This is a genomic window from Streptomyces zinciresistens K42 (assembly GCF_000225525.1).
Classification (GTDB): Bacteria; Actinomycetota; Actinomycetes; order Streptomycetales; family Streptomycetaceae; genus Streptomyces; species Streptomyces zinciresistens.
The window spans coordinates 1-15042 of the sequence record NZ_AGBF01000168.1 but is presented as its reverse complement, the minus strand read 5'-3'; the positions used below and the strand labels follow the sequence as shown (position 1 = coordinate 15042).

Sequence of the window (15042 nt, the reverse complement as noted above, 5' to 3'; positions counted from 1 at the left end):
GGTGCCCGCCCCGGCCGGGGGCATGCCCGGGGGCGCCTGCCGCGGATGGCCGTAGCCGTCGGAGGCGTGGGGGAGGGAGGGGGGTGCGCCGAGTCCGCCGGGGGCGTCGTCGGCGGGGCGGGGTGCGCCGTAGCCGCCGGGGGTGTCACCGCCGGGCTCGGGTGCGCCGTAGCCGCCGGAGGTGTCCTGAGCCGCGGGGGGCGTGCCGAATCCGCCGGAGGTGTCCTGGAGCGGCTGCCGCGGGAAGCCGTGACCGCCGGCCGCGGGGGCCTGTCCGGGGGCGGACTGCCGCTGCGGGAAGCCGTAGCCACCCGAGGCGGGGCCCTGCGGGGGCGGTGCGGGCGGGTCCTGCCCCGGGGCGGTGGATGCGGGCTGCTGCTGCGGCGGTGTGTGCGGTGCGGGCGGCCGGACGGTGCCGGGGGTGTGCGGTGCGGGACCCGGTGCCGCCGCGGTGCCGGGCGGGCCCGTCGGTGATCCGGCGGGTGGCCCGCTCGGCGGTGACGGCGAACTCCGGTCGGAGTCCTGCTGACCGCCCGGGGGCGAGCCACCCTGCGTGCTCTGGGCGTACCAGGCGGGAGGTGTGTAGACGATCTCGAACTCGCCCGTCAGATCCACCTCGTGATCGTCCCCGTCCGAGGAAGGGCTCCCGCCGTGGTACTCGGACCGATCCCTGTTCACTGCTTGCCTCCTGGTCAGCCACTGCTGCTGAGCTGGTCGTCGTCGCGGCCGGGCGGACCGAGTGGCGGGTCCCCACCCGGCTGCGATCGTCACCGCACCACCAGAAGCCTAATCACTCGCATGGCGGGACGGAAAAGTCCCCATGGGCGCGGACGGTATAGCCCCGGCTGCCCGGACGGAAGGGTCCCCAGGTCCCGGGAGGGCGCCTCGCGCGGCACCCGGCCGGGGCAAGAAGCCGGGCGCGGACGGCAACCCCCTTCAGCGGGGCCCCCGTTCGCGCCCGTGGCGGCGGCGGTGGCGGCTCAGTCCATCCGGCGGGCCACACCCAGCAGGCCGGTCTCCGCGTCGGTGGGGTCGGTCATGACGAACTTCTGGTGCTTGCGGGTGCACCACAGGGCGACACCGTCGTGCAGGGTCGGCAACTGCTGGAGCTGCTCCTCCGGGATGCCCAGGGTGTCCCGCACCGCCTCGGTCTCGTACGGCGAGATGCGCTGGATGCCCACCAGGTGCGCCTGCGCCAGCCAGCGCGGCGCGTGCTCGCTGACGAACGGCAGCACGGTCACCACGGACTGCCACGGCACCGACGTCACCCGGCCGCGCGGCGGACGGATGCCGCAGTCGCGGATCAGCACGACCGGACTGGACACCGACGGCCCCTGCGCGGGCACCCGGCCCACCGGATAGACCGTCACACACTGCTGGCCGCCGCCCGCCTCCTGCGCCAACTGCTGCCAGACCTGCGGGCGTCCGGTCTCGACCCCCACCCGCGCACCCGTCGCCGCGGCGCGCAGCGCGAGCACCTGAGCGAGCCACAGACCGCCCACGAGCACCACGTCGAAGGGGGTGGGCCGGGCCAGCCCCAGCACGGCGGGCCGCGACTGCGGGTCGGTGCCGATCAGTACGCCGTCGTCACCGATCGGCATGCTGACGGCGTCGAGTTCCTCGACGGTGAGGACATGGCGGTTGCGGCGCGGTCCGCGCAGCCCGAACCCCGGGCTGAAGACGCGCCGTCGCTGCTGCGCGGGCTCCGGCCGGCCCACGATCGGGATCATGCCGGTGTCGGTGGGCGAGGCCACGTGGGACGGCGTCCGGGCGGGGGCGTGGCCCTGCTGCCCCGGGGGCATCGTCGGTACGGGCTGGGACATCAGGAGGTACCTCCGAGCGGCAGGGTGGCGAGGGCACCGGGGACCTGCTCCCGGTCGAGACGGACCAGGCCCACCTTCGCCGTGCTCGCGGACCGTTCCAACTCCCTTCCCACCTCACCGAGTTCGTCCTCGCCCCGGGCGGTGACCCGGATGTGCCCGGTGAGGGCGACACCGCGGTTGCCCGCCCTGCCCACGGTCATGCTGAACGTCGTCGCGAGCACCGGCAGCGAGGTCAACCGCGTGACCAGCTCGGGCAGTTCCACCGCGCCGCTGCCCAACTGCGGCCAGCGGGAAACCCAGTACGTGGTGTGCCACCGGTCGTCCACCCGCCAGCTGCGCACCGCCTCGACCGTACGGCGCTGGGCGCGGCCGTCCTGGCCGTGCTGTTGGTTGGCGCGCGGGTTCAGGCAGCTGGAGGTCGCCAGCGCCTGCACCAGCTCGGTCTCGTCGAGGATGGTCGCCTTGAACCCGGCTCCGGCCAGCCGGCTCGCCAGCTGGTCCGCCACCCGCAGCAGGGAGCGCTGCGCGCCGGGCACCCCGCCGCCGCGGGCCTCGACCGCTTCCGGGCACAGCTCCGGGTCGAGTTTGAGGGCGATCCAGGTGAGCCGCAGCGCGGGCGAACCGGACCGCGCCTGGAGAGGGCCGTACGACCGCGCGGCCAGCGACTGCGAGGGCAGGTGCGGCGCGGGCGCGGGCTGCGTGTGCTGCACGATCTGTGCGGACGCCAGCCGGATACCGTCGACCTCCAGGGACTCGTGGATCAGCCGCAGCGGCAACTGCCGCTCCCCGGCGCCGGGTCGCAGCGGCCGGTCCCCCGGCTGCACGAAGAGGACAGCCGTGAGGAACGTCCCGTCGCCGATCATGCCGATCGGGCGGTCGTCGCGGGAGACGAAGGAGTACGTCCGCAGGGCGGGGTCGCACTCGACGACGGGCGCCAGCATCGCGTCCGTACCGGGCGGCACCGGCAGCCTGGCGTCCCGGCGCCGGGCGCGCAGGGCGCGTGTCGTCTCGTACCACTCGGGGAGGGGCCGGCGGCCGCGGCGCAGGACCGCGAGGAGGAGCAGCACCGCGGCGACCGCCCCGGCGGCGGCCAGCAGCCAGGAGGCGTCCGCGGCCCAGCCGGCGAGCAGCACGGCCGCGGCGAGCTCCACGAGGATCAACTGCTGGAGCCGTACGGGGCCGAGGCCGCCGGGGCGGGGCAGCGTACGGGGCGAGGCGGCGGTGGGGGCGGCGGGGGCGGTGGGCTCGGGTCTGCCGTCCGGGCCTCCCGGTCGCTGCTGTGCGCGGCGTCCGCGCCGAGTGCTCGTAGCGCTGCTCATCCCCCGGGACATCCCTTTCGCGAAGTAGGCGGCCGTCGGTCGGGCGGGATCCGCTCCCCGGAATCCCGGCCACGGGCCGGGGGCGTCGACGGACCGCGTCCTCCCTGCGGGTGGCTCACGGTACCCGCTGCGGAACAGCGGGCGACACACGGACGACGCGCCGGACGACAGACGGACGACGCGCCGCACGACGCGGGAGGCGCCCGGGGACGTGCCCGGGAGGCGCCCGCACCCCGGGTGGCCAGCCTGCCACGGACCGGGGCCGTGCGGTGGAGCGCGGTGGAGAAGCCCTGTGAAGATGCGGGGTCGGCCGTGCACCTGGGGAGCCGCCCCCGGGGCGCGCAGTGCATAGTAGGTGCCTGCGCCGCCGGGACGGCCGCACGCGACCGGCCCCTCGGGAGCGGACACCCGGCACCGGCTCTCGGCACCGGCCCCTCGGGGAACGGCCTTGCACGGCCGGTGTCTTGGGGCTGGCCCCGCGAACCGGCCTTCGCGGGACCGGGTGCGCGGGAACGGCCCGCGAACCGGCCTTCGCGACACCGGGGGTGCGGGAACGGCCCGCGAGGGACGGGGTGCGCGGGAACGGCCCGCGCGGTGCCCGGCCCGTCGTCGGCGGCGGACCGGCCTGTGCGCAACGGGTGCGGTGAACCGGCTCGTCGCGCGCGATCGATGCACCAGAAGTACACAAACGGGAGATACGGGGACCATGGCAAAGCGTCGGGACGAGCTCGCCGCCTACACGTTCGCTCGCAAGCGCACCGTCGCGGCGTTCCTCGCGCCGTCGCCGGGCGGTTCGGAGGAGGGCGCTCCGCGTCCCATCCGTACCGTCATGCCCAGTCTCGGCGTGGGCGTGGTGCTGGTCATCGGCTTCATCGCCTGGGGTGTCATCAAGCCCACCGCGCCCAAGGGCTGGGACACGCCGGGGCAGTACATCATCGTCGACAGCGACTCCACCACGCGCTACGTGGTCCTCGACCCGGACCCGAAGGACGGCAAGGAGGAGAAGGTCCTCCACCCCGTCCTCAACTACGCCTCCGCCAAACTGCTGCTCGACAAGGGCAAGGGCACCGTCCTGGAGGTCCCCGGCAAGGAGATCGACAAGAGCGGCCTCCGGCACGGCGCGACCATCGGCATCCCCTACGCCCCCGACCGCCTCCCCTCCCCGGCGGACGCCGAGCTGAAGAAGACGTGGGCCGTGTGCGAGCGCCCTGCGCCGGGCTCGGAGGGCTCCATCGACCGGGCCGTCTTCGTGCTCGACGGCGCGGACGCCAAGTCGGTCGAGGGCGCCGGCAAGGTCGACCCGCGCGAGGCCCTGTACGTCAAGGACACCAGGACCGGCCGCGAGTACCTGGTCGACGGCCGCGGCAGCCGCTTCCTGCTCGGCGGCCGCGCGGGCCTCGACGACACGTCCATGGAGCAGCTGCGCTCCGCGGTCATCGGCACCAGCGCCTCGGCCGACCCGCAGCCGGTCAGCCAGGAGTGGCTGAGCACCCTCAACGACGGCGGGGAGATCACCTTCCCGACGGTCCCCGGCGCCGGCGGGCCCACCTCGGTGCGGGGGCTGCCGGGCGACGCGGGCACGGTCGGTCAGGTGCTGCGGGCGCGCGACGCCCGGGGCGAGCAGTTCTACGTCGTCCTCAAGGACAAGGTCGCCGCCGTCTCGCCGCTCGTCGCCAACCTGCTCGTCGCGCGCGACGACAACGGCGCCCGCCAGATCGACACCCGGGCCGTCATCGAGGCCAACGGCGGCCGCGCGGACCGCTTCTACGCGGACCGGGGCTGGCCCGAGGCGGTGCCGCGGCAGGCCAACGGCGCGGCCTCGGCGAGCGGTCAGGCCAGGACGACCTCGTGCAGCGTCTACAAGGGCGCGTTCGGCGCCGACCGGAGGCCGCAGCTCGCGGCCTGGGCCGGCACCGACTACCCGAAGAAGGTCATCGCCGACTCGCTCGGCGCGTACGTCTCCTCCGGCTCCGGCCTGCTCTTCAAGGAGGTCACCGGCGCGGCGGGCGGCGGTGGTGGGACGTACCTCCTCACCGACACCGGCCTGCGGTACTCGCTGCCCGCGGGCAACGACAGCGAGGCGCAGGGCGCGAACGGTGTCGCGACACCGGGCGACGCCTCCTCGCAGGGCCCCAGCGAGACCGACAAGGCGCGCACCCGTCTGGGCTACGAGAACCTGTCCAACCCGGCGATCGTGCCGCAGACATGGGCGACGTTCATCCCGAAGGGGCCGACGTTGGACACCGCGAGCGCGGCGCAGCCGCAGAGTCAGTGACGTGCGCGGGCGGGGCGGGGCGGGGCGTGGCAGGGCGTGGGTGGGCGGGGCGGCGGGGCGTGCGTGGGTGAGGTGCGCGTACGTCAGGGGCGTGCGTGTGCGAGGGGCGCGTGTGGGGTGCGCGTGCGCGGGATGGGCGTACGTCGGGTCCGCGTACGCGATCGGGAAGCCGGCCGGGCGGTGCGGTGGGGCGGCGGTGGGGCGGCGGCGTGGGGGTGGGGGCGCGCGAGTGGCGGTGCGCCGGTGGTGCGGCTCGGCGGCCGGGTGGGAGCCGGGTGGGAGGGCCCCGTGCGAGGCGGAGAGGGGGGTGGCGAGTCGGGCGGAGAGTGGGGCGGACGCGTTGTGAACGCCCCGAAAACCGGCCGATCGCCCCGCCTTTCCGAAAAAGTGACCTCGCGCTCAACCGGCATCCCTGAAAGGGCACTTGACAGTAAGACGCCGCACCGGCCACGGGGACGTCGTCCAAGTGTGTGAGGCGTGTAACTGATTGGTCTTGCCTGTGGATGAGTGACAGGCTGACGATAGAGTGTTTGCAGCGCTCAAGCGCGCGAAGCGCGTCCGGGAACCCGCACGGTGGCCCGGATCAACGACGACATGGGGGAAGGTTCATCATGGCGGGCCAGTTCCGGGTAACAGAGGACGAACTCACCAAGCTCTCCGGCGACATCACCACGGCAAACGGTCAGCTCCAGGGCGAGATCCGTCGTCTCAACGGAGTGATCGACCAGATCGCCGGCGGCTGGAAGGGCCAGGCGGCCCAGTCGTACCGCCAGTTGCAGGAGCGCTGGAACGCGGATGCGAAGAGGATGAGCGACATCCTCAACGACATCAAGGAAGCCGTGGACTCCACGCGGAGCAACTACTCCGCGTCCGAGGAGCAGCAGAACGCCGAGATCAGCAAGATCATGTCGGACTTCGGCTGAGCGAGCCGGGCCTCATGGCGCCGGGATGAATCCGAAACAGCCGCACGCGGCGGGGACATCCCGAAAGGTTCTCCTTCTCACCGAACGTCCGCCGCACCTTCCTGATCTTCCTGATCTCTTTCCTGAAAGGGAATGACGATGTCGATCCTCGTCAATTACGCAACGATCACCAACGCCTCCACCGACGTGAAGTCGACGGCCGGCCGCATCAAGCAGCAGCTCGACGACCTCGAAGCCGCCGTCAAGCGCGTCGCCAACACCTGGGAGGGTGAGGCGCAGGAGGGTTACCAGCGCAAGCAGCGCGAGTGGGACAAGACCGCCGCGGACCTGCACGCCACCCTGCTGAAGATCTCCACGGCGCTCCAGAGCGCCGCCGAGAGCTACCAGGCCACGGAGAAGAGCAACGCCCAGACCTGGGGCTGACCCGTCGGCGACCCGAGGGACCTGACATGAGGAGAACCGGCCCAGCCGACGCCCAGGCGTCCGCTGGGCCGACCTCTGCCCCGGGGTCGCCCGCGGCATCCCCCGTCCACCGTAAGACTCCTGACGAGCCGTCATCGCGCGACTCGCGCCGCTCCGCCGTCATCATCGCCGTACCCGGCACACCTGTCCGACCCCGCTTCGAAGGAAGCACGGAAGCCCTGGGGGCCTGGCCATGAGGGGCCTGAACGTGGAAGGCCGTACGGCCCGTTCACGCGACCGCGACCGTGGGACCCGCGCACTGCGGCGGGCCCTCGGCGTACTCGCGCTGACCGGAGCCTGCCTGACCGCGGCGCCGCTGACGGCCGTGGCGACGGCGGCCCCGGGAGCCGACAGCTCCGGAAGCGCCGGCGCCTCCGGAAGCGGGGACTTCGGCCTGTCCGCGAGTACGGAGTGCGTCTTCGGCGGCGACGTCATCAAGTCCACGCCCTGGTCGCTCCAACGGCTCCTGCTCGACCAGTTGTGGGCCCAGGCCACGGGCAAGGGCGTCAAGGTCGCGGTCATCGACACCGGCGTCGACAGGAAGAACGCACAGCTGGCCCCCGCGGTGGCGGCGGGCGGAAAGTCGTACGTGGGCGGCGCGGCCACCCAGGACCTGGAGGGCCACGGCACCCGCGTGGCGGGCATCATCGCCGCCCGGCCGCTCAAGGGCACGGGCTTCGTGGGCATCGCACCGGGCGCCGAGATCACGTCGTACCGCTACACGGGCGGCCAGGACAAGCAGGGCAACTCCCGCACGATGTCCCAGGCGATCAGGGCCGCCGTCGGCGCCGGTGCCGACGTCATCAACATCTCCTCGGACACCGCGGACAAGGAGGACAACGGCGAACTGCGCGCCGCCGTCGCCTTCGCCGTGGCCAAGGGCGCGCTGATCGTGGCGGCGGCCGGCAACGACGGGGCGAACGCCAAGTCCGCGAAAACGTACCCCGCCTCCTACGACGGCGTCCTGGCGGTGGCCGCCTCCGACCGCAACGACGAGCGCGCCTTCTTCTCGCAGACCGGCGACTTCGTGGACGTGGCGGCGCCCGGCGTGGGCATGGTCTCCACCGTCCCGAGCGGCGGCCAGTGCACCGCCGACGGTACGAGCTTCGCGGCGCCGTACGTCGCGGGCGTGGCGGCACTGCTGAAGCAGAAGTACCCGGACTGGAAGGCGTCCCAGATCGCCACGCGCATCGAGGAGACGGCCCAGCGTCCCGGCCGCGGCCCCAACCGCTACATCGGCTGGGGCGTCGTCGACCCCCTGGCCGCCCTGTCGGACACCTCGACGCCGGGCACGTCCCCGCGGCCGGACCCTCCGGCGACGGCAGGGTCTGGCGGCATCGTGCCCATGGCTGTGACGATGGGTGAGAGCGAGGCGGAACGCGAACGCCGGATCGCCACCTACGTCCTGGGCACGGGCCTGGCCCTCACCCTGGTCATCGCGGGCAGCGGCGTCGCGGTGAGGGACTGGCGCAACCGCCGCACCACAGCACCGGGCAGAACACAGAGATGACCCAACCATCGCGGCACGACACGGCGAACCCGGACCGCAAGGACCCGGCCACTTCGGCCCGCAGGGGCACGAGCGAGCTGGCCCGCGGGGGTGCGAGGGAGCCTGCCCGCGAGGGTGTGAGCAACTCGGCCCGACGCGGTGCCGGGGACTTGCACCGCGTCGGCCGGCACCCGGCGTCCGACGCCGGCGAGGACTTGGACAACAGGGGAGAGGACAACGGGGTATGAGCAACGGAATGCGGGTCGACCTGAGCCAGCTGGATGACGTCATCCGCAAGCTCAACGGCCTTCTCTCGGACATGGACAAGGCCAACACAAAGGCCAAGTACGAGACGGACATCCCGAGTACTGCATTCGGTAGTGCGAAGTTCATGGAGTCGAACGAACTTCATGGAGCGCACCAGAAGCAGAAGACCAGGATTGAGAACATGATCCGGGATCTGCACAAACTGATCGATGAGTTCGGCAAGAGCACCTCGAAGGTCAGGGACAAGTACTGCAACCAGGAGCAGGCGAATGCCCAAGGCGTGAGCGCTGCTCCCAAGGGCGCAGCCAACTAATCGGTTCAGCTACTGGTCTCTGACAGAGGGGAAGTTCGACCATGGGTTACGGCTACTACCAGAATCCTCAGTACTACGAGGCTCAGCAGAGGGCACGCGAGCAGCGGATCCAGAACAAGCACGATGAGAAGCTCAACTCGCTGCCGAATGGCGGCATGGGCGGTCCGGACCGGAGCAAGCTCGACACACCCTTCATGAAGATGAGCATTCCTGAGCTGCGCTCCATGATCCTTGACGCGGATCCCAACCGGATCTACGAGGTAAGCCAGCACTGGAAGTCGATTCACAACATCCTCTCTGGCGGAGATGGTGACGGCAAGAGCGGAGGTGTCGACTCGGTCTCGGCGAAGGACAGCGTTGCAGGCATGATGCAGAGCGCTGTCGAGAATGTGCTCGAATACTGGGAAGGCGACGCGGCCGAAGCATTCCGCAAGAAGGCCAACGAGATTCTTCAGAATGTGCGGAACGGTGCTGCGTGGGCCAACTACTACGGTGAGTCCATGGCGGGCGTTCAGAACGACCTGCGGAACTCGATTTCGAAGATGCGTGAAGTCGAGGAGCCAGGATTTTGGGACAAGGCCTGGGATAAATTGTGGGACGACGAGCGCAACGATGAGCAGCTGCTCGAAGACATCAACAAGGGCGTAAGCACCGACGCCGCTCGACAGGCAAACGCCGACTCCCTGTCCGCAGGCAAGGAGGCACAGCTTCAAGGTGTGGCGATCATGGAGCAGCTGGCTGTCAATTACAAGGCTTACTCGAAAGCAGGAATTCGAGACGAAAGCCCGACGGATCCCTTCCAGCCTCCGAACCCTCAAACGCCGATGCCAACTCCTATCTCCATGCCAACTGGGGGTGGCTCAAGTCCAGGGATGCGCGGCGGCGCGCCTACGTCGTGGAGTGCCGGATCAACCAGCAGCGTTGGAACGGTGCCCAGCGTGAGCCGGAGTCCGGGTATCACGGGCGGATCGCAGCTGCCTACCGCAAAAACGAAGATTGACAGCCTCTCGCCTGGCCTATCAGGTAATGGGCCAGTGGCTGGTGGTGGCGGCGGTCTAGGTGGTGGCGCTACCACAGGCGGTGTTCAGGGGCCGGGCATAGTGACTTCTGGAGGAGCATCGGGCCTCGTGGGTGGTGCAGTTGCGCGTGGCGGCCTTGGAACCCCAATTGGCCGCAACGGAACAGCGAACGGTGCTGAAGCGGGCCGGAACAACGGCGGACGAGCTGGTATGGGTGGTGTGGGAGGTGCAGGAGCTGGTGCAGCGGGTCGGGGCGGTACTAGCGCGGGCGGTCGCGGCGCGATCGCCAAGTCACGAGGTGGAGTGATTGGTGCGGCTAAGGGTGTGGCAGGTAAGGGGACTGGTGGTGGGGCCGGCCTGCACGGAAGTCGAGGCGGAACACAGCGTGGCGCGATGGCAGGTGGAGGCGGCGGATTGGGCGGCCGTAACGGGCGTAGGCCGGAGGATGAGAATAGCCATGGGGATCGCCCTGACTACCTCGTAGAGGACGAAGAGACCTGGATTTCGGAAGACGACCGCAATCGCAATGTGCCGCGCACCATCGAATAGCCATACAAGCGGGTCAAATAGTTTTTGCTTTGGTCCATCTTGAAGCTATTTCAGTCAGCCTAAGTTGAGTGAGGAGCAGGGAAATTGAATGCCGAGCGAGTCTGGTCCGCGGCAGGAGTCACGGCATTGACAGGAGCCTTGCTCCTCACATCGCAGCCGCTAGCGTCAGCTGATGAAGTTAGAGACTCTCAATGGCCGCTGTCAGTGTACGATGCTGAGAAAGTTTGGAGAACGTCTAAAGGGGCTGGGGTCACAGTTGCCATCGTCGATACAGGCGTGGATTCCAGCCAACCAGATCTCACGGGTCAAGTGCTTCCGGGTAGAGATTTTACGGGTTCCGGAAATCCGCAGAAGGATAGTGTAGGCCACGGGACTTCTATGGCTAGCCTGATTGCAGGGCGCGGCAGCGGACCAAATGGTGAATCCGGTGTGATTGGCCTAGCGCCTAAGGCGAAAATCCTACCCATTAAGGTCGACATCAGCAGAGATGGTGGCGATACAGCTAGCTGGGCTGCCGGAGTTCGATATGCAGCCGATCAAGGCGCCTCGGTGATCAACCTATCGCTCGATGACTCTTCGTCTTACCCTGGCTCAAAAGCGGCCCGAGCGATTGAGTATGCTCAGTCACGCGATGTAGTGGTGGTCGCGGCCGCAGGAAATGATGCGGGAACGGTGAACTACCCGGCCGCTCTCCCCGGGGTAGTGGCTGTCGCAGCCGTAGACAAGAATCTCACCCCCTGGTCGAAGTCGAATACGGGAGGCGTGATTGTGGCGGCACCCGGAGTCGATGTGGCTCAGGTAGATCCAACAACTTCCAGTGGATACGCTGTGGCAGACGGTACTTCTGGTTCAACCGCTTATGTTTCAGCCATTGTGGCTCTCCTTCGTTCCAAGTATCCGGACCTCACGGCAGGGCAAATCATCAATCGACTGATTAAGTCCGCCTCTTTCCTCAATAATACGGGAAGGACAGTGCCGGATAAAGAACTAGGGTACGGAATCGCTCGCCCCGGTACCGCTCTGACGATGGACATCCCCAAGGGGCCTAAGCAAGGCCCACTTGCTCAGCCGGCAGGGTCCACTTCAACTAATTCTGGTGCTGCCTCGGGAGACGAAAGGAATTCAAGTCAGGCAATTAAAGGGAAGGGGTCTTCTTCCGGTGGAATTCTTCTCGTAGTCGGCATCGCAGCCGCAGTGATCGCAGTCGGTATCCTCTTCGCGCTTCTGCGCAAGCGCCGTAACGGCGGCGGCTCTGGTTCCGAAGGCGGCATGCCCCACACCGGCGCAGTTCTTCCCTCGGAGCCATCGGCCAGCTATCGGCAGCCCTCCGGTGCAACTTATGGGGGATACCATGCCCCTCCCGGACAGCCTTCGCCGGACGCGCACGACCCTCAAGCCCAGTGGCCGCCTCAACAAGGACAGTAGAAGAATTGCTGCAGCGTTCTTCGATGCTCGGAACGCTTGAAGGCGCATCTGCCCCGAAGTAGCCGATACGTCTTCTTAGTGCTTCAGAAGATTCAAAGAGAAATTCACGTTGCGTACCCCTTTTGCGTGGGGGTAGACACAAAGCGGGCTGACTTCGTTTGCCTAGGTTGAGCCGAATCCGATGCAGGAGTCTCATCCACCGCTGACCAATTTGAATTCGTAGAACCAGCAGTCGCCCTGTTCGAGAAAGTGACTTATCGTCTTCACCCTGGGTAAATCTTAGGCATTTTGCAGCTGACCAAAGGGATTGATGTTGGAAAGTGAAGAGTCTTTTTATGACTCCGATTCAGTCAGGCGCTTGGCCCGTCAATTTGAATTGCAAGCATACGACTTAAGGGATTATCTCAAGAAATTCGCACAGAGGACCGGCGAAGAAGTTATCACTGACGGCTTCGGAGTGCTCACGGAGTCGGCGGAGGTGACCTCGGCGTACGTCGGATACGCAGATGACGCTACTGCTGCCATGAAGGTGGTTCATGAACACTTGGATAGGGTCGCCGATGCTTTGAGAAAAGTAAACCGTGATACCGAGGTAACTGATGACGATGTCTCGGTTCTCTTCGGTAAGTCCGGTGATGCTCAATGAGTGGCGATGAGTCGGTTGCTGAGGAAATTATCGAGCTCGGAATTGAGGTGATTCAGCCGGGCGGCAGACCGGATGAACTGAGAGATGCGGCGAAAGCCTGGCGAAAGATGAAGTCTGATATCGAGGAGGCTGTAAAATTCCTCGACAAGGAGGTCCAGAAAACCGTAGGTTATGGCTGGCGTGGCGAATCTGCTGACGCGTTCGAGAGGCGGTGGAGCGAGTTCGCTACCGCAGTACTCAATCTGACTGAGGAATTCGATGAGGCCGCACAGGGTCTGGATGAAGCTGCCAAGAACATCGATGAAGTCAATAATGAAATTCAGGACATATACAAGGAGATTGGGGTATCTGCCCTTGTGTCCGTGGGGATGTCCTTCTTGACTCTTGGCGTATCGGCAGCTGTCGGCACAGCTCGAGTCACCATGCTCGTAACCCGGGCTTTGGACGCAGCAAGTCGGTTGGGCAGGATTCTGAGGTTCCTCGGAGGCAAATACAGAGCCCTCTACGGAAAAGGAAATGCGGGGCGCCTCCTCGCAGAAGGCTTGGGCAACTGGGCCGGTGGGGCAACTGGCGGCATGATCACCAGCAAGCTCAGCGGCAAGGGATGGGAGCTTGAGACCAACTTGCTCGGTGGTTTCGCCGGTGCCACGGCTGGTACCGCTGCTGGTAAGGCCGTGACCGGGTTGGGAGGGAAAGAGATTGCCAGCGGGGCCGCTTCCGGTGCAGCGGGTGGTATGACCGGCGATGCCCTTGAATCCGTGCGTACCGGTCAGGAATTCAACCTGAAGCAGTCTCTGGTGACCGGTGTTTCGGGTGCCGCCGCGGGCGGAGCGGGCGGATCAGTCCGTGCTGTGGACCGAGGACTTGACGACACAGCGCGAAGCATCAAGAACGAGAGTGACTACGCATTCGGCGGGAACCGCGCTGAACATCAGCAGGCAGCGATTGACACCTCCTTCGCGTCTACCGTCCCAGTTGCAGGTGGTGTCGCTGCGAATTCTGCAAAGGACGAAGTCTCTGACGCTGAGAAGAGTGCTCAGCAGGCGCAGAAGCAAGCCAGTCAGGGGATCAAACAAACAGACAGCAGCAGTACGGACAGGATCCGCGAGGATTTCGGCTGATGTGGAAAAACTATGCACCCGCTTCGAGTACTGCTCCAGTCTGGATGGTCGCGACGTGGTGTGCTGCCTTGAGCCTCTCAGCGGTCCTGGCCGTTCCGTTGCTCTGGTTGTTCAACGCAGATCCGCCCCTACGCCAGCAGTTGATCTTCGTCGCGCTCGGATGCGCGTTGGCCAGCGCGATGCTGTTGTCGATCTGTCGACTTCGTGCCGCAATTGAGCAACCAATCCGTGGCGAAGAGGCTGCATCGTATATTTCAGCAGAGCAGAGCGCCCCGCCTGCAATTCCCCTTCGCTTGCCATCGAGGCGACATCAACAACAGCGTGCCTTTTTCTGGGGCGTGGGCATGTGCACAGCTATCGTGGGTATGGCAGCTTTGGCGACTGGCACACCGCAGCGTTCAGAATCGGTACAGCGTCTACTATCCGCCGGCGCTGATTTCGCGGTGCTTCCTGCTGGCGAAGTCAGTGATCTGCGTCGCATCTCCTCTAGGGCGAGCAGTTCATACACGGCCAGAGTGGTGGTGCTGCTGCCGGACCGGAGCGGGGGGAGAAGCCATCGGGTGATCGTCAGGACCAAGACCAACGATCCCATTCGCCCGGGTGGACCGGTGAGCGTCCTCTACGCTCCAACTCAGCCGTCTCTGGGCGCCGTTGCCGGTGACCAGCGCAGCCTCGGCTCTGAACTTCGTGGTGAGACGATGCCGACCTACATGAGGTGGTCCTTCATTGCAGCGTGGCTATTCGGATGCGCCGTTGTTGTAGAAGGTGTTTCTAGAAGGCACGGGTTTCGTTCCTTCAGTCGCATGGGAGGTGGCGATCGAGCGATCAGGGGCCAGTTCTCGAGAATTGGGCGATATCACCATGCTGGCACTGGCGGTGAGGGAGAGGCGGCCAAGGGCCAGTACCTTGAGGTCCGAACCGAGTCCGGATGGATCCATTTCTACGTCGAGACCGCGAACCTTACGCAGCTTGATGCCCTGGGGCGGGATCTCTGGGTGTGCTGGGACGCGCGCCGCGGAGCGCGTGCAGGCCGCTTGTCTCCGCGACGGACCCCAGGAGCGCTGGTGTTCGACACCGGCTGGGTGGTTCACGGGACATTGAATGCCGGAAAAATGCAGACATTCAGAGAATCCGGAGTTGCCGCTGACGAGATGGCCCCCCCGGCCTTCGCTGATCGTTCGCTGCACCTATGGGATCCGCGTGCCAAATGGCTGCTTCAGTTGCAGCCTATGGCCTTCGGTCTTTTTGTGCTCGTGATTGGTTGCGCGGCATTCCTCACATTCGATGTGGGCGACGGGTGGCGTTGGGCAGCGGGCGCTGTCGGGATTCTTGGCCTTGTCGGTGCTTCAGGTAATCCTGCTGATGGGCAATCTCAGCCTGCCTAAGAATCCGCTGTACGGTGCAACTCTGG

General features: G+C 67.0%; 13 protein-coding genes. 10 read left to right on the top strand and 3 right to left on the bottom strand.

Annotation, left to right across the window (positions count from 1 at the left end; translation table 11 throughout):
• From SZN_RS41635 to eccE, 3 genes are all read right to left on the bottom strand, one after another.
• On the bottom strand, positions 1-678 hold a 678-nt coding region (locus SZN_RS41635), incomplete at its 3' end, for an SCO5717 family growth-regulating ATPase (RefSeq protein ID WP_043733796.1).
• 302 nt (positions 679-980) lie between these two features.
• Positions 981-1823 carry a hypothetical protein gene (locus SZN_RS29240; protein WP_007502095.1) on the bottom strand — a complete coding sequence of 281 codons (843 nt, stop codon included), beginning with the start codon at positions 1821-1823 and terminating at the stop codon, positions 981-983.
• Positions 1823-3142, bottom strand: a complete 1320-nt coding sequence (eccE, locus tag SZN_RS29235; RefSeq protein ID WP_043733793.1) for a type VII secretion protein EccE — start codon at positions 3140-3142, stop codon at positions 1823-1825. Before eccE ends, SZN_RS29240 begins: the two co-directional genes overlap by 1 nt.
• A 706-nt stretch (positions 3143-3848) precedes the next feature.
• Here eccE and eccB point away from each other — a divergent pair.
• From eccB to SZN_RS41035, 10 genes are all read left to right on the top strand, one after another.
• Positions 3849-5417, top strand: coding sequence for a type VII secretion protein EccB (gene eccB / locus SZN_RS29230; protein WP_007502093.1), 1569 nt, complete (start codon positions 3849-3851; stop codon positions 5415-5417).
• A 611-nt stretch (positions 5418-6028) separates the two neighbouring features.
• The gene (locus SZN_RS29225) at positions 6029-6340 is read left to right on the top strand and encodes a WXG100 family type VII secretion target (protein ID WP_007502092.1); all 312 of its coding nucleotides are present in this window, start codon (positions 6029-6031) and stop codon (positions 6338-6340) included.
• A 132-nt stretch (positions 6341-6472) separates the two neighbouring features.
• Positions 6473-6763, top strand: coding sequence for a WXG100 family type VII secretion target (locus SZN_RS29220; RefSeq protein WP_007502090.1), 291 nt, complete (start codon positions 6473-6475; stop codon positions 6761-6763).
• Positions 6764-6995: 232 nt separating this feature from the next.
• Positions 6996-8312, top strand: a complete 1317-nt coding sequence (gene mycP, locus SZN_RS29215) for a type VII secretion-associated serine protease mycosin (RefSeq protein WP_106432729.1) — start codon at positions 6996-6998, stop codon at positions 8310-8312.
• Positions 8313-8535: 223 nt separating this feature from the next.
• Positions 8536-8871 (top strand): hypothetical protein, encoded by a 336-nt coding sequence (locus SZN_RS29210; RefSeq protein ID WP_007502086.1) that lies wholly within the window; start codon positions 8536-8538, stop codon positions 8869-8871.
• Positions 8872-8912: 41 nt separating this feature from the next.
• Complete coding sequence (locus tag SZN_RS41040; protein ID WP_139063593.1) at positions 8913-10439, top strand: WXG100 family type VII secretion target; 1527 nt, start codon at positions 8913-8915, stop codon at positions 10437-10439.
• Between the two features lie 204 nt (positions 10440-10643).
• Positions 10644-11864: a S8 family serine peptidase gene (locus SZN_RS39175; protein WP_279627040.1), complete on the top strand. Its 1221-nt coding sequence runs from the start codon at positions 10644-10646 to the stop codon at positions 11862-11864.
• 310 nt (positions 11865-12174) lie between these two features.
• Positions 12175-12510 carry a hypothetical protein gene (locus tag SZN_RS39170; protein ID WP_244313434.1) on the top strand — a complete coding sequence of 112 codons (336 nt, stop codon included), beginning with the start codon at positions 12175-12177 and terminating at the stop codon, positions 12508-12510.
• On the top strand, positions 12507-13631 hold the full coding sequence (locus tag SZN_RS39165) for a WXG100 family type VII secretion target (protein WP_078508998.1): 1125 nt from the start codon (positions 12507-12509) through the stop codon (positions 13629-13631). The genes SZN_RS39170 and SZN_RS39165 overlap by 4 nt, the downstream gene beginning before the upstream one ends.
• 1064 nt (positions 13632-14695) lie before the next feature.
• Positions 14696-15016, top strand: coding sequence for a hypothetical protein (locus SZN_RS41035; RefSeq protein ID WP_139063591.1), 321 nt, complete (start codon positions 14696-14698; stop codon positions 15014-15016).
• Positions 15017-15042: the final 26 nt, after the last annotated feature.